Source organism: uncultured Desulfosarcina sp., from assembly GCF_963664155.2.
Classification (GTDB): Bacteria; Desulfobacterota; Desulfobacteria; order Desulfobacterales; family Desulfosarcinaceae; genus Desulfosarcina.
Genome location: NZ_CAXXXH010000001.1, coordinates 753,621 through 768,731, shown reverse-complemented (window position 1 = coordinate 768,731; position 15,111 = coordinate 753,621). Strand labels below are relative to the sequence as shown.

The window sequence follows — 15,111 nt, the reverse complement described above, 5'->3', positions numbered from 1 at the left end:
GAAGCGGTTGGGGACTGCCTGCGCCTTTATCGTTCATGAAGGGTCGTGTGCCTTGATTTTTATTATGGCCTGCGCCGGGTGTGTTCAAGCTGCGAAGGCTGCGGGGTTTTCGGCCGGGTTGATCTAAGTGCCCCAATTTACGAACAGGAGCACTAAGTCGGTGGGAGGTAGCAAGCGCTACCTGCCTTCAGCCTAACCAGCTATAATGTCTGCTCTTTGCGCAGATATAACACCACACTTTTGCCCAGCAGCGGGTTGAACAGCCGGTCGATCAAGCGGGTCACCCATGGTTTTTCCATGATATCCCAGACCAGCAGGCGATGGTAAAGGTTGACCGCCGCCGAGTCGGTTCGTGTCGGGCCGACGAAACACTTGAGCCACCAGTAGGGGGCGTGGATGCTGTGGGCGTAGTGATGCCCGAGGAAATGGGTGCCCGCACGCTCCAGCCGGTCGATCAGTTCGTTTTTCCGGTAGATACGCACATGGCCCTGGTTGGCGTTGAAGTACTCGTCGGACAGGGCCCAGCAGATCCGTTCGGGAAGGTAGCGGGGAACGCTGACCACCAGCGGTTTGCCAGGCTTGAGTACCCGGATGATCTCGCGCATGGCTGTTTCATGATCCGGAATGTGTTCAAGCACCTCGCTGCAGACGACCAGGTCGAAGCAGGCGTCGGGGAAGGGCAGACAGGTGACGTCGGCTGCGGAAAGGCTCCAGGTGCCGCCGCCATGTTCGCCCAGCCGGTCATGAAAGTTCAGCCGCTCGCGCGCTTCCTTCAGGTCTTTCGGGTTCAGGTCTGCGCCTGTCACCCGTGCCCCTTTCAGCCGGTAGGCCGCACAGGTGTGGCGGCCGGATCCGCAGCCGATGTCCAGGACACGATCTCCGGGCTGAACCGCCAAACGGGAGAAATCAACGGTAATCAAGGATCGTCTCCCGATAGGCATCCACGGTCTTTTCAGCCGCGCGCTGCCAGGTGAAGTGCTTCTGCACCCGCTGGTATCCGCGGCGGCCCAGCTCATTCGCTTGTTCCGGGTGGTCCAGCATGTCGATAATGGCCCGGGCAAGGGCCATGTGATCTTTGGCGGGGACGAGGATGCCGGCGTCCCCGACCACCTCGGGCAGGGCACCGCCCGTGGTGCTGATCACCGGCACGCCGCAGGCCATGGCTTCGCCGGCCGGCAGTCCGAATCCCTCGTAAACGGATGAAACCACCGCCATGGCTGCCCGGGCATATTGACGGACAAATTCCTCGTCGCTGATGCGGCCGGTGAAGGTGATTAGATCGCCGATGCCCAGACGCCGGATCAGCCGGGTGATACCGCCGTTTTTCTTGGGTGTTCCGACCACCACCAGCCGGATGGTCCTTTTCCGGGTGGTTTCCGCCACGGCATGGAGCAGGTAGAAGAGCCCTTTCAGAGGGACATCCGAACTGTTGGTCACGATAATGCGGCCCGGTTCCCGCTGAATCTCGGGAATGGGATAAAACAAGCCGGTGTTGATGCCGTTGGGCACCACGGCAAAGCGCTCCCGGGGAATCCTGAAATCCCGGGCGATGTCCGCCCGGGCACAATCGGAGACGGTGATGATCCGGCGCAGGGTTCGCGATACCCGTTTTTGCATGCCGATGAAGGAGAACCAGCGCAGGTGCTTGAGCTTTTTCCAAAAAGGCCCCACCGAGCGCACGGCGATGTCCCGGTCCACCGTGATGGGGTGGTGGATCGTGGCCACGGTGGGAATTTTTTTGGCGATGGACCAGATGCCGTAAGAGAGGCTCTGGTTGTCGTGAACGATGTCATAGCGATGCATCCGGTTTCGCAAAAACCGTTGGGCGCGGATGCCGAAGGTAAAGGGCTCGGGAAACCCCATGGTGGAAACACCCGCCCACTCCATGATATTGACCGGGTCCGACAACTCCTTGAGGGTGGGAACCCGGAACAGGTTTTCCGGATTGTACAGGTCCAGACAGGCCAGCCGGTGGATGGGGATGTCCGGGTCCAGGCCGGGGTCCGGGGGGCCGGAAACCACTTCGACATGGTGGCCGATATCCTTGAGTGCCCGGCTCAAGTTTTTCAGGTAGACACCCTGGCCACCGCAGTGGGGGTTGCTCCGGTAGCTCAGCAGGCAGATGTTAAGGGGGCGATTCAGGCTGCTATCCATGATTGTTAAACTGGTCGTCCTTCCCGATGGGCAAAATAGAACCCCATACAGCCCCACCGTGGCCATCGTCAAGCATTTTAATGGTGGGTTTCAGACGCGGAAAGGTCTATCAAAAGCGCGTTGCCCGCCATGGGATGACGGTGTATGGTAAGGGATGAAATGGTTGACCTATCTACAGGAGGGCCCGTGGACCCTATAATGCCCGATACCGTGACGCTGGTGGAAGTGGGGCCGCGCGATGGCTTCCAGTTCGAAAAGACCGTGGTTCCCACAGATCGTAAACTGGCCGTCATTGCCCGGCTGGCTGCAGCCGGGCTGAAACAGATTCAGGTGGCCTCCTTCGTCCATCCCCAGAAGGTGCCCCAGATGGCCGACGCCGACCGGTTGATCCGGCAGCTTCCCTCCGACGACGGCGTCGTTTACACGGCACTGGTGCTCAACCGGCAGGGACTGGACCGGGCGGTGGCGTCGGGCATCGCGGCCGTGGAAATCTCCCTTTCCGCCAGCGATTCCCACAGCCGCAAAAACGCCGGCATGGCCCTTGGCGACGCCCTGGACCAGGGTCTGCGCATGATCGATCGGGCGGTATCCGCCGGCCTTCACGTACGCGCCAGCGTCCAGTGCGCCTTTGGTTGCGTGTATGAAGGGCGGATACCCGCAGCCCGCATCGCCGATATTGTCCGCCGGTTTGTGGATCACGGGGCCCATGGCCTGGCCCTGGCGGACACCACCGGTATGGGATCGCCGCCGCTGATCGAAGGGGTTCTGAATGCGGTGCTACCCCTGAGCGGCCGGTTGCCTCTGGCGTTGCACCTTCATGACACGCGTGGTTTAGGACTGGTTAACCTGATGGCGGCATTGAGATACGGGGTTGCCATATTTGACACCGCCCTGGCCGGCATGGGCGGATGTCCCTTCGTTCCCGGTGCGGCAGGCAATATCGCCACCGAAGATACCGCCCACCTGATGGAGACCCTGAGGATTCATACCGGCGTGAACTACCGTCGGGTAGGCGTCGTTTCCCGCGAGATGGAGGCGTTTTTTAAAAAATCCTTCCCCGGCCGGATGCACCGTGTAACGGCCTTCCAAGAACCGCCCGCGTCGATTTAAAAAGGCTGTTGAATAACTATTGCGCTTGGCCATACGGCGTTAACATTCGGCTCAACATGCTCATTTTTCACTCATAAACTGCGCTTTTTCGCCGAATTTTGCCTGCGTTCATGACGTTTTTCAATGCCCTGTTAAGCCTGGGTGCCTCCTCCTGCCCTTTTTTTATCAGACTTCCTTTAGTTTGAAATTGGCCTGCCGATATCAGGTACATAAACGGTGGCTTTTGCGGACGTGGCTGCGTGTAGGCAGGATTCTGGACACCGAATAATTACAATAAATACAATTAATTAAGACACTAATGACAGACGCACTCAAAGAGACCTTATTGTTTGTGGATGACGAGGAGAGTATTCTCGAGGTGGCCTCGGAATATTTCATGGCCAAAGGGTACCACATCCTGACCGCTGAAAACGGTCGCATTGCCGTGGACATCATCGCCAAGGAAAAGATCGACTGCTGCTTCACGGACATCAACATGCCCGAAATGGATGGGCTGGAACTGGCCGAGCATATCCGTTTGGTGGACAACACCATTCCGGTCATCATCATGACCGGTTATCCCTCTCTGGACAACACGATCCGCACCTTGAAAAACGGTGTGGTAGACTTTCTGATCAAGCCGGTGAACCTGAACCAGCTGGAAATCTGCGTCAAACGGGTGCTGCGGGAGCGGCAGCTGTTTATCAAAAATATTTTTTTGACCAAAGAGGTGGAAGGCAAGCAGCGGATCGAGAATCTGAACCGGGAGCTGACCTACAAAGTCGAGGAACTCAACACCCTCAACCGCATCATGACCGATTTTGCCACCATCGACTCCAGCTTCGACCTGTTCAAGCGGGTGGTCGACCTGTCCACCGAACTGACGCACGCTGACGAGGCCTGTTTTTATGTCATCAACGAGGCGATCCAACGGCCGGTGCAAGTGGCCCGGTCCGTTGCCGGCGGAAACGGGAACCCGCAGAACCATCCGGACGGTTCGACTGCCGAAGGCGACGACGGGCGGTATGCAGGCAGTCTGGATATCAGCCAGTTGATCCTGGACAATTGCGACGAAGACAGGCCCTTGCTGATTCATGAAAACAGCAAGGTGCGGGGATTGCCCGAAGCCATCCGGTCCCTGATGCTGGTTCCGTTGAACATCCGCAAAAAAGTGTTCGGCGTGCTGGCCGTATCGTCGCTGGGCGGGGATGTCCGGTTTTCGGAAAAAGACCTGTACTACATGTCGTTCATGACCAACAAGGCGGCTTACGCGATCGAAAATGTCGCCCTTTACGAAAACATTTATGACAACCTGTTCGCCACCCTGTACGCCTTCGTCGGGGCCATCGAGGCGCGTGATCCCTACACCGAGCAGCATTCCAACCGGGTGACCCGGATTGCCATCGCGCTGTGCCGGGCCATGGGCGGCAGTCAGGAAGAACAGGATATTCTAAACGTCGCCGGCCAGCTTCACGACATCGGAAAAATCGGCATTCGGGATGACATTCTGCTCAAGCCCGGCCGCCTCACCGATGAGGAGTTCCGCATCATCAAGGAACACCCGGTAATCGGGGCCAATATCGTTGAGCGCCTGGGCCTGTGGGACCGTGAAAAAAACATCATCAAATGCCACCATGAGCGTTTTGACGGAAAGGGCTACCCCAATGGCCTGGCCGGCGAAAACATCCCCATGCTCGCCCGGATCCTCTCGGTGGCCGACGTATACGATGCCATCGCCTCCGATCGTGCCTACCGTAAGCGAATGGAGGAGACCAAGATCCTCGAGATCATGTATGGCGGCTCCGGCACCCAATTCGATGCCGGCGTCATCGATACATTCCGATCGCTCTACGACCAGGGCGCTCTCAAAGCTATCATCGACACCTCGCCTTGATATTTCACCCCCATGCCGACATGGGCCGGAACCCTTTTTTCAACTGTTTTGATCGGGCATTGTATTCCCTTTCCTCCCTCTTTATCATTTGACGCGAATGGTGTAAAAGGCTGTGGATCACCAAACAGACCCCTGATCGTCATATGGCGGCGATCGGGGAAAACGGTTAAGGAGCCTTATGCCGGCCTGGTCGGAACCACAGGATCTGAAGACATGGATGGTGCGGGGGTTGAGCTTGCGGGGTTCGGTACTGTTCCTATCCGTTCTGGCCATTCTAATTTCAGAAGTGCGTTTCAGCTGGGTGGAGGTCCTGGTGGGTCGCTATCTGGCGGTTACCAACAGCCACCGGCCGGAATCGGGCAGCGTGTGGGAGCAGGGGCGTTTGAAGCAGGTGGCCACCCAGACCCTGGAGCAGATGGTCACCCGGCAGCTTACCGCCCAGCGGGAAGCCCGTGAGGCCACCTCGCTGACCCAGCTCATCGACGGTCTTTCCACGTCTCAGGGAACGATGATCTCTGCAGCCCAGTTTAAAACCCTTTACAGTCAGATCCCCGATGTGGCCGCCCGGACCCTGTTCTCGCCCATTCTCATGCTGCGCATCAGCGCCGAAAAAAGCTGGGACCGGGTGTATATGGAGCGGGAAAACGGCCAGGTGGGCATCTACCTGCTGGATCGGGGCAATAATGTACTCAGCTACACCACCCTGACCGATCAGCAACTCAAATCCACCGGCACCGAACAGCCCGTTCTGGAAGGAACTCTGGACGGGCAGCCGGAGTTTTCCGGCCGCATCTATCCGGCCGACCGGTTTTTCATGGCCCTGGACACCCTTTCTCCGGAGACCCAGCGGGGTGTACTCTCCCAACCCGGCGCCCTGCTGGCCGCCGAAGGGACCCCCGTGCGTGTGGGGATCAGTGACGAAGTCAACGCCGATATGATTCGTATCGGCGTCGAAATGGACACGACCCAGGGGCCGCAGATCCTGCTGACCATGGGTCAGGAGTGGGCCGTCTGGCAGGTTCGGATGCTTCTGGAGCCCCGGCTTTCCAAACCGCCAGCCAGCAAGAGCCTCTGGCCGCTTCGCCGGGAGGAACGATGACTGTTTGCCTCCGCTTGTTCCGGGCTGCCGCCGCCCTTATTTATCTGATGGCGACGGTCGGCGCCCTGGCGGCGATGGGTCTGTTCTGCCTGTTTCTGGTGGCGGTCAAGGACTTGCCCCGGGTTCCCGAACCTATCGGCCGCATCAACGACACACCGGCCACCGAAATTTTCAGCGCCGACGGCCGCCGCATTCTGACCATCGGAGGACGGGAGACCGTTGCCCTAGATGACGTGTCATACCCATTCATTCAGGCCATTCTGGCAACCGAAGATCACCGGTTCTGGGAACATCGGGGTGTCAACAAGCTGCGTACCGCCAAGGCCTTATGGATCACCTTGTTTGAATCGGGAAAGATTCAGGGCGCGTCCACCATCACCCAGCAGCTGGCCAAAAACCTGTTTTTCAGTTTCGAGCGCACCTATTTGCGGAAATTCCGTGAACTGCTGGTGGCCCTTCAGATCGAGGCCCAGTTTTCCAAGCAAGAGATCCTGGAGGCCTATATCAACCAGATTCCTTTCGGTGTCGGTGCCTACGGCATCGGTGAGGCGGCACGCACGTTCTTCGGGAAATCGGCCGGTGGACTGACCCTGGCCGAAGCGTCCCTGTTGGCCGGGTTGCCCAAATCGCCCACCCGCTATAATCCGTTTCGTTATCCTGAGCGTGCCCGGGCCCGGCAGCTGGTGGTGCTGGAGCGAATGGTGGCCACCGGTATGATCAGCCGCGAGGAGGCTATGGAAGCCAAATCCGCGCCGGTTGACCTGCGCACCCAAGGCCGTTCCCTGCGGGTGGACAGTTATTTTCTGGACGCGGTGATGAAGACGCTTGAAGAGACCTACAGCCCCGAAGTGGTCTACCATGGCGGACTGCGGGTTTATACGACGCTGGACGTCGGGATGCAGCAGATGGCTGAAACCGCTTTGCAACAGGGGATTGCCCAACTGGAATCCCAGATGGATATGACCGACAGCTCCAAGGACCCCGTGGCGGCAGATGACAACGGGCTGCAGGGCGCGCTGGTCGCCGTGGAAGTCAATACCGGAGCGGTGAAGGCGCTGGTGGGAGGACGGGATTTTTTTCAAACCCCTTATAACCGTGCCCTGCAGAGCAACCGACAGCCGGGTTCCGGATTTAAACCCTTCCTCTATTACGGGGTGTTGGAAAGCCTGGGTAAAACACCGGCCGATGTGATGGTGGATCAACCGGTCGCCATTCCCGTGGCCGGCAAGCCGCCGTGGAAGCCACGCAATTTCGAACGCACCTACAATGGCCCCATGGTGATCAAGAAAGCCTTCACGGAGTCGGTGAACACCGTGGCTGCGCAACTGGTGAATGCCGTCGGTCCCGAAGCGGTGATCCACACGGCCAGACGCTGCGGCATTACCAGCCCTTTAGGCTCGGTTTATTCCGTTGCTTTGGGTACTTTCGGGGTCAGCCCGCTGGAGATGGCCGCCGCCTATGCCACCTTTGCCTCAGGGGGCGTGCGACATCCACCCTTCCAGATCCGTCGGGTCGAAGATGTCAGCGGTCGGGTGCTGGAGGAGCACATTATCACCGGTGAACGGGTTTTGAATGAGTCGATCAACTATCAGCTGGTGGACATGATGGCCGGTGTCATCGACGAGGGTACGGGCAATGTGGTCCGGCGAATGGGTTTTGCTCTGCCGGCCGCGGGAAAAACCGGGACCACCAACGATTACAACGATGCCTGGTTTACCGGTTTTACCCCTAACCTGAGCACATCCGTCTGGGTGGGATTTGACCGGGGCCAGGGCATGCGGGATAAAAACGGCGCAGGCATCACCGGCGGGCGCGGAGCGGCGCCCATCTGGGCGCAATTTATGAAGCAGGCCACCGAAGGAGAGCCGCCCAGGACCTTCATGGCACCACCGGATATCTATTTCAAGAAAGTGAATCCCGAAACCGGGTCGTTGGCCGGGTTCTGGACGCGCAACCCGGTTACTGTGGCCATGAGAAAAGGACATCCTTAACCGACATGGGATACCTGTTCAAACATCTGGCCGTTCGGCTATGGACGGCGCTGATCATCGGCAGCCTGGCCGCCCTGGTGGTGCTGCCGCCCTTTGCCGGCGCCGTGGGGCCCGGATGGATGATTGTTCCCGGCCTGGGTCTGCTTTCCGCCGCCTACTGGTTGACGGGCGTGGCATTCGCCGCCATGGGGCGCCGCCGTATGGAGCGCCTCCTTGGCGAGGCCACGGTGTGGGAGCGGGCCGGCATGCCCCGGGAGGTCCGCCAGACCCTTGCCCGGGCCGCGGCCGTGGTAGACAGCTTTCTCTTCTCGCCTCTTTCCCGAAGAACGCCGGCCGGCCGGCTGCTGGCCCAAACGGCCCGGTTTCAGATGGCTCAGACAACACCCGAACCGTCCTCCGATGCCGTTGCCGGGGCCTATCTGAGGGTTTTTCCCCATGACCGGGAGGCTTCCATCAAATGGCTGGACGGAATGATTGCCGGAAGGGCGGTAACCCAACAATCCCATGACATCGCCGCCAGGATCGGTAATGCTCATCCCGAGGACGGGGCCATCCAGCGGATGTTGGCCCAGTTTTATCTCGCTGAACGGCGGGGTGACTTTGCCGCCCTGCGGACCTACAGGCTGTTGATCGATGCCGGAGAACCCTTGCCGGACGCGTTGATCGGCCAAATCGCCGATCTTTTCCTGGCCGAGCAGCGGATGGACCGCCTGGCCCTGAAAGTCTACCTGGATGTCTACAACCGCGGTGAACATGACAGTCGTCTGCTTCCGGGCATTGCCGCCTGCTGCCGCATGATCCACCCCAGCCCGGTGACCCTCCCCTTGCTGGAAAAGGCTGATGCCGTGTTGGCGGGCATCGACACCTCCCGGCGCAGTGAAATGGCGGCCGCCTTTTTGCCCGAGATGGCCGATTCCGACCCGGGACGATCGGCCAGGGGACGACGAATCATGCAGCCGGCCATCGCTCCGATGATCCGCCAAACATTGACCGGATTGAGGAAGTTGGCATACGGGTGCGCCGCCGGAGTTTCCAGCCTGTTGCGAAAAACCCGGGGAGGATTATCATCCAGGCGCGCCAAATCGGTGCTGAAGTGGTCAGCCATGGGGTTTTTTATGATTGGGGTGGGATGGCTGTTGATCAATACCGCCATGCATATGGCCGATACGTTCAAACCGGCGGAAAAAGCGCCGGTACCCGTGGTTGTCCCGGTCACCGATCCTTTTACCCTTCAGGTGGCGGCATATCTGAACGAAACCGATGCCCGGCGCTATGTGGAGCAGTTGAAAGGTCAAGGGTTGGATGCTTACTGGACCCGGGCGACCGGTTCCAGTAAAACCTGGTATCAGGTGCGCATTGCCCATTTCGAGACCAAGGCAAAGGCCAGGGCTGTCGGCGAGGATTTGAAAACCCGGCAGCTCATTGGTGATTATTATGTTGCCAATTACAAACGGCCTGACGTACCATAATCGCATGAATTTTTCGCTCGGCGACACCCTGCCTTTCTTCGGTAATTACCCGGCGCATTGGAACTATTCAACCTGACTCGAATTCGCGCAAAGGAAACTGGATATGAACGCCATTGCAATGACCCGAATTGTCGAATTATGCCTTAGGCTGGACAATCACGCCACCCGTCTCTACCTGAGCCTGGCGCGCAATGCCGGAAGTCAGGACCTGCAAGGGTTCTGGCAGGATATTGCCGCTAAAAACGAGCAGCACCTGTCCTACTGGGATCGGCTGCTCAACTGGGCCGAAAAGGGGATGCTCAACAACCTGTTCGATGACCCGGGAAAAACGCTGGACGAGTTATCTGGGCTGGAGGAAAAGGTTTACGACCTGGCCGACGCCTGTGTGCAGGTGCGCCGAAAGAAAAAGGCCTTCACCATGGCCTTTAAACTGGAATTTTACCTCTTGCACCCGGCGTTCGAGACCCTTTCCCAATACGTGGCCACATTTAACGGAGATGCCGTATCGGATTTCTCCTACGAGCGATTTGTGAACCGGCTTTTCGATGCCCTCCAGCAAAATGAACTGGGCACTCTGGAGTTGGAACTGGTGGGTGAGGTCATCCATCGCCTGTGGAAAGAGAACCGGCGGATGGCCTTTTTAAGCAACTACGATGAATTGACCGGTATTTTTAACCGCAGGGGGCTGTTCAATGCCATTACCCACCTGGCCCACCTGGCCCAGCGCAATGAAAACACCGTTGGCGTGCTGATGATCGACATCGACCATTTCAAGGCCATCAACGACAATTTCGGCCACCAGTTCGGTGACGACATGCTGCGCCGGGTGGCCGGATGCATCCGGGACGGCATCCGTGCCTCAGACGTTCTCGGGCGGTACGGCGGTGAGGAATTCCTGGTCTTCCTGCCCCAGGTGGAGCCGGTGTCGCTTGGGGAAGTGGGCGAAAAGATCCGGCGGGCCATCGAGACGATGCCGGACACGAGGGCATCCGTTACCGTCAGCATCGGCATTTCCCACGGCCATGTGGGACGGGAGGTGGATGCCGATGTCAAGACTCTCATCTACCGGGCCGATGAGAAACTCCTGGCGGCCAAGGCAGCCGGCCGCAACCGCATTGAACTCTAAGCGAGTGCCAAAAAGAACTTGTCTCTGCGGGGCAAAGTGTTTAGACTGAGTCCATCTGGATACGGTATTGGCCTGCAGCCAAAGACAACTGGAGGAGTCAACCATGGAAAAAAAGGATGTCATCAAGATCGCTGAAGGTCTCAGGCTGATCGAAGAGGGCGTGGAAACCATTCAGAGTGTGATGAAGGAAAAAAATATCAAGTCGCTCAAAGACGTGGCAGCCGAGCTGATTCCTTTTTTCAAAAAGGATGACGATTCACTCACCGAATCCATTATCAGCCATCTGGAATAAAACCCTCTTTTACTACGATTGCGGTGCCCCGGCACTCCGGGTAAAAAGGCCGGGTCCCCTTATATGGGATCCGGCCTTTGCGTTGAACGAAGGGTTGCCAAATAATGGATGTCGCCAGCCTCATGGGTTCTTCGGCAAGATCGACAATCACTCAGGTTGGGTCTAAATAGTGATGAGGTGTCCTTCCATAAACGGTAGATTTCGGTTCAGGCCAAGGCCGCAGTGAGGTTGAAACCGGAGGCGTAGCAGCGCTGCGTCGAGGATAGCGCTGAAGCTTCACTGCGTGCTCAGCGGAACGAGAACGCCGGCCTGGTCCGAAAGATGCCATTTAGGGACGGGGACTATTTAAAATCCACCCGCAACTGCTTCTTATTGATCTTGCCCACGCTGGTTTTGGCGATGGCATCGACGATCTGCACCCGGTCCGGCACCCCGTATTTGGGAATGACTCCCTCTTCGGCAAATTTGGCCAAGAACGTCTTTAAATCTTCGGGGCTGGTCTCCTGCTCCATTCCCGGTTTGAGCACCACCAGGGCCATGGGCCGTTCCCCCCATTTGGGGTCCGGTACACCGATGACCGCTGCTTCGCTAACTGCCGGATGGCGGCTGATCATGTCTTCCAGCGTCAACGATGATATCCATTCACCGCCGGTTTTGATCACATCTTTGACCCGGTCGGTGATCTGCAGGTAGCCTTCCGCATCGATGAAGCCGATGTCGCCGGTGTGCAGCCAGCCGTTGGCCCACAACTCCTCGCTCTTTTCCGGATCCTGGGAGTACCCCTGGGTCAGCCAGGGCGACCGCACCACCACCTCGCCGGCGGTCTTGCCGTCGTGGGGCAGGGGGTTGCCGTCGGTGTCCACCACTTCCAGCAGCACATTGGGTACGGGCAGGCCGGTGCGGCAGCGCATTTCCACCTGCCGCTCATCATCCCATTGCAGCATGTGGGGCTTGAGGTTGGCCACGGTCAGCAGGGGGCAGGTTTCGCTCATGCCGTAGGCGGTGTAAAGGTTGATGCCGTTCTCCAGGCCGGCTTTGCACAGGCCCCGGGACAGGGCACTGCCGCCGATGACCACTTTCCAGCGGGACAGGTCCAGCTGTTTGATGACCGGGCTGGAGACCAGCATGTGGATGATCGTGGGCACGCAGTGGGAGAAGGTGACTTTCTGGGAGACGATGAGTTTGAGCAGCATCTCCGGTTCGTATTTGCCCGGGTAGACCTGTTTGGTCCCCAGCATGGTGCACAGATAGGGAATCCCCCACGCGTGGACGTGAAACATCGGGGTCATGGGCATGTAGACGTCCCCGGAATTGATTCCCGCCTGGGACTCGTAGGCGCACAGCCCGGACATCAGTCCGTAGGTGTGCAGCATGATCTGGCGGTGGCTGAAGTAGACGCCCTTGGGAAGGCCGGTGGTGCCGGTGGTGTAAAAGGTGGTGGCCATGGCGTTTTCGTCGAAATCGGGGAATTCGTATTCAGTCGATGCCGCGGCCAGCAGTTTTTCGTATTCGCCATCCAGGTCCACCGGGGTATCCGAGCCGGCCGCTTCGTCGGTGAGCAGAACGATCTTTTTTACGGTTTTCATCTGGTCTTTGACCGCGGCCAGCAGAGGCAGAAAATCGGCGTTGACCAGGATGATGTCGTCCTTAGCGTGGTTGATCGTGTAGATCAGCTGCTCCGGGGACAGGCGGATGTTGATGGTATGCAATACCGCCCCCATCATGGGTACGGCGAAAAAGCACTCCAGGTAGCGGTGGCTGTCCCAGTCCATCACCGCCACCGTGTCGCCCTGCTTCACGCCCAAGGTCTCCAGGGTGTTGGCCAGTCGCTGCACCCTCTGGTTCAATTCGACGTAGGTGTACTTCATCTTGTCCCGGTAAACAATTTCCCGGTTCGGGTAATAGGTCAACGGGGTGCGCAGGATGTTCTTGATCAGCAGGGGAAACCCATAGGCCGACGGAGTTTGGGGAATGAGTTTGACGGGCATGACGGACCTCCTTTGAAGGTTGACAATCGGGTTATGATGGATTGGGAAGGAAAAAATCGTTAAAATATCCACTATCGTATCCTGCCGTGCAGGACCATTGGTTGAATGGAAGGACTTTAGGGGCAACGCGTGCATGCTGTCAAGAAAAAGGAGCGCGAGGGGCAGAGCTTATTAAGGAGAATTTCCTCCAACCGTCTATTGTCATTTGGCTGTTGACATGCAACTGTTATCGCCAATGGTCATCCTGTCTGCCAACCCGCGGGAAGCCAGCACCGCATGCACCCGGCCTATGGCCAACTGGACGTCCGGCACCTCGATGAACAGGGTCACCACCCCCCGGGCATACCGGCCTCCCCGCCAGCGACCGGCTCCCGTGGCCTTCAGGGCTGTCTCCAGACTGCGGGACAGGTCCTGCCGGAATCGGGACATGTCCGGATCGTCGGGCAGGGGATCCTTCGAAAAATCAAAATGCAGTGCCACCGTTTGCATGGTGCTGGGAATATCATCGGGTTGTGACAGATGCGGTCACAGCATGGAATTTATTTTACGGATGGTATTCTCCGCGCCTGGTTCTGGTCAAACCGTTGCCGGATGATTATGGTTTCCGGTAATGTTTACCGGACCGCAGGTGCTTGACGTGCTTGGTTTTCGTTTCATCCGCGGTTCCACATGATCATTCCAGAGGAGACGACCGCTGCCGATGACATTGAACCATGAAACTGACCTGAATCACAGCCACAGCTTCGGCCAGGACCGTAAACGGCCGGGAGAAAGCCGCACCATCATCGTTATTGTCGTTACCGCCGTCATGATGGTGGTGGAGATCGCCACCGGAATTCTTTTCGGATCCATGGCCTTGCTGGCCGACGGTCTGCACATGGCTTCCCACGCCGCGGCCCTTTCCATCAACGCCTTTGCCTACATCTACGCCCGTCGCCATGCCCACGACGACCGTTTCAGTTTCGGTACGGGAAAGGTGAACGCACTGGGCGGTTTTTCCGGTGCGGTCCTGCTGGCGGTGTTTGCGGTGATGATGGCGGTAGAGAGCGTCGTCAGGCTGTTTAATCCCGTGGCGATCGCCTTCAATCAGGCCATCTTCGTGGCCATTATCGGGCTGGTGGTCAACGGCCTGTCCATGCTCATCCTGGGCCACAAGGACGAGCCTCATCACGGCCATGACCACGGGACCGATCACGATCACCCTCACCGCGACCACAATCTGCGTTCTGCCTATCTGCATGTCCTGGCTGATGCGCTTACCTCGTTTCTGGCCATTTTCGCTCTGCTGGCCGCCAAATATCTTGGCCTGATGTGGATGGACCCGCTCATGGGGATCGTTGGCGCCATCCTGGTTTCGCGCTGGTCCATCGGTCTGCTGGCGGGTACCAGCCATGTGCTGCTGGACCGGCAGGCGCCTGCGCATGTCCGGCAGAAAATAGTGGACGGCGTGGAGAAAAACAGCGATGCCCGGGTGGTCGATCTGCACCTGTGGGCCGTAGGGCCCGGGATCTATGCCGCCATCTTGTCGGTGGCCGCGAAAAACCCCCAATCCCCCGATACATACAAACGAATAATCCCCGCAGACCTGAAGCTGGTGCATGTTACCGTGGAGGTGAATCCCGCCGGCAGGTAGCGCCTCGCGCTTAGTTGTAAACCCTTCCCATCAATGACAATTCTTGTCATTGCCGCTGACAGTTTTTGTCAAATCGGTTAAAACGATTGCCGACTCCATATCTGTTAACATTCTGTATATTAAGGGGGAATTGTTATAGATAGACCGCCGGAATGTTTTTTGCTGCAGGTTCAATATCGTCCCCGCGGATTTCAGTTGTTCTCTTCTTATGATTCTCACTTCGTCTTCTTGGGCGTAGATTGGTAAATTGTACTCGCTTGCCCCGTGGAAGGGACAAAGCGGGGTATGCCCAGTATAGATAGCGAGGAAAGCGATACGGAGTAATTCGGCGCTTATCTGTTTTCCAGCTCAGGCAGGTCATACAAGGCCAAAGGAG

The 15,111-nt window shown here is 58.1% G+C and carries 12 protein-coding genes; 8 read left to right on the top strand and 4 right to left on the bottom strand.

Annotated features, from left to right (window positions below):
* Positions 1-200 precede the first annotated feature (200 nt).
* Positions 201-920, bottom strand: a complete 720-nt coding sequence (locus tag ACHZBS_RS03425) for a class I SAM-dependent methyltransferase (RefSeq protein WP_319405131.1) — start codon at positions 918-920, stop codon at positions 201-203.
* Positions 907-2,154, bottom strand: coding sequence for a glycosyltransferase family 4 protein (locus tag ACHZBS_RS03420; protein ID WP_319405130.1), 1,248 nt, complete (start codon positions 2,152-2,154; stop codon positions 907-909). Before ACHZBS_RS03420 ends, ACHZBS_RS03425 begins: the two co-directional genes overlap by 14 nt.
* A 186-nt stretch (positions 2,155-2,340) precedes the next feature.
* On the opposite strand from ACHZBS_RS03420, the gene ACHZBS_RS03415 reads away from it, so the two are divergent.
* The 7 genes from ACHZBS_RS03415 (at position 2,341) to ACHZBS_RS03385 (ending at position 11,114) form a co-directional block, all read left to right on the top strand.
* Positions 2,341-3,264: a hydroxymethylglutaryl-CoA lyase gene (locus ACHZBS_RS03415; protein ID WP_319405129.1), complete on the top strand. Its 924-nt coding sequence runs from the start codon at positions 2,341-2,343 to the stop codon at positions 3,262-3,264.
* A 298-nt stretch (positions 3,265-3,562) separates the two neighbouring features.
* A complete protein-coding gene (locus tag ACHZBS_RS03410; protein WP_319405128.1) occupies positions 3,563-5,137 on the top strand; it encodes an HD domain-containing phosphohydrolase in 1,575 nt (524 codons plus the stop codon).
* A gap of 178 nt (positions 5,138-5,315) precedes the next feature.
* Positions 5,316-6,236, top strand: a complete 921-nt coding sequence (locus ACHZBS_RS03405) for a hypothetical protein (protein WP_319405127.1) — start codon at positions 5,316-5,318, stop codon at positions 6,234-6,236.
* Complete coding sequence (locus tag ACHZBS_RS03400) at positions 6,233-8,227, top strand: PBP1A family penicillin-binding protein (protein WP_319405126.1); 1,995 nt, start codon at positions 6,233-6,235, stop codon at positions 8,225-8,227. The genes ACHZBS_RS03405 and ACHZBS_RS03400 overlap by 4 nt, the downstream gene beginning before the upstream one ends.
* Positions 8,228-8,232: 5 nt before the next feature.
* Entirely contained in the window at positions 8,233-9,696 is a 1,464-nt protein-coding gene (locus ACHZBS_RS03395) for an SPOR domain-containing protein (RefSeq protein WP_319405125.1), read from the top strand.
* Positions 9,697-9,799: 103 nt separating this feature from the next.
* Positions 9,800-10,822, top strand: a complete 1,023-nt coding sequence (locus tag ACHZBS_RS03390; protein WP_319405124.1) for a GGDEF domain-containing protein — start codon at positions 9,800-9,802, stop codon at positions 10,820-10,822.
* 103 nt (positions 10,823-10,925) lie between these two features.
* The gene (locus ACHZBS_RS03385; protein ID WP_319405123.1) at positions 10,926-11,114 is read left to right on the top strand and encodes a hypothetical protein; all 189 of its coding nucleotides are present in this window, start codon (positions 10,926-10,928) and stop codon (positions 11,112-11,114) included.
* 341 nt (positions 11,115-11,455) lie between these two features.
* Here ACHZBS_RS03385 and ACHZBS_RS03380 read toward each other — a convergent pair whose 3' ends face one another.
* Together ACHZBS_RS03380 and ACHZBS_RS03375 are read right to left on the bottom strand one after the other, a co-directional pair.
* Positions 11,456-13,102: a fatty acid--CoA ligase gene (locus ACHZBS_RS03380; protein WP_319405122.1), complete on the bottom strand. Its 1,647-nt coding sequence runs from the start codon at positions 13,100-13,102 to the stop codon at positions 11,456-11,458.
* A gap of 201 nt (positions 13,103-13,303) precedes the next feature.
* Entirely contained in the window at positions 13,304-13,591 is a 288-nt protein-coding gene (locus ACHZBS_RS03375) for a hypothetical protein (RefSeq protein ID WP_319405121.1), read from the bottom strand.
* A gap of 211 nt (positions 13,592-13,802) precedes the next feature.
* Here ACHZBS_RS03375 and dmeF point away from each other — a divergent pair, with 211 nt between their 5' ends.
* A complete protein-coding gene (dmeF, locus tag ACHZBS_RS03370) occupies positions 13,803-14,735 on the top strand; it encodes a CDF family Co(II)/Ni(II) efflux transporter DmeF (protein ID WP_319405120.1) in 933 nt (310 codons plus the stop codon).
* The last annotated feature ends 376 nt before the right edge of the window (positions 14,736-15,111 follow it).

Bases quoted from the DNA above. Each gene is read 5' to 3' on its own strand.
- ACHZBS_RS03420 (WP_319405130.1), bottom strand. From the start codon at position 2,154: ATGGATAGCAGCCTGAATCGCCCCCTTAACATCTGCCTGCTGAGCTAC.
- ACHZBS_RS03410 (WP_319405128.1), top strand. From the start codon at position 3,563: ATGACAGACGCACTCAAAGAGACCTTATTGTTTGTGGATGACGAGGAG.
- ACHZBS_RS03405 (WP_319405127.1), top strand. From the start codon at position 5,316: ATGCCGGCCTGGTCGGAACCACAGGATCTGAAGACATGGATGGTGCGG.
- ACHZBS_RS03400 (WP_319405126.1), top strand. From the start codon at position 6,233: ATGACTGTTTGCCTCCGCTTGTTCCGGGCTGCCGCCGCCCTTATTTAT.
- ACHZBS_RS03395 (WP_319405125.1), top strand. From the start codon at position 8,233: ATGGGATACCTGTTCAAACATCTGGCCGTTCGGCTATGGACGGCGCTG.
- ACHZBS_RS03390 (WP_319405124.1), top strand. From the start codon at position 9,800: ATGAACGCCATTGCAATGACCCGAATTGTCGAATTATGCCTTAGGCTG.
- ACHZBS_RS03385 (WP_319405123.1), top strand. From the start codon at position 10,926: ATGGAAAAAAAGGATGTCATCAAGATCGCTGAAGGTCTCAGGCTGATC.
- ACHZBS_RS03380 (WP_319405122.1), bottom strand. From the start codon at position 13,102: ATGCCCGTCAAACTCATTCCCCAAACTCCGTCGGCCTATGGGTTTCCC.
- ACHZBS_RS03375 (WP_319405121.1), bottom strand. From the start codon at position 13,591: ATGCAAACGGTGGCACTGCATTTTGATTTTTCGAAGGATCCCCTGCCC.
- dmeF (WP_319405120.1), top strand. From the start codon at position 13,803: ATGACATTGAACCATGAAACTGACCTGAATCACAGCCACAGCTTCGGC.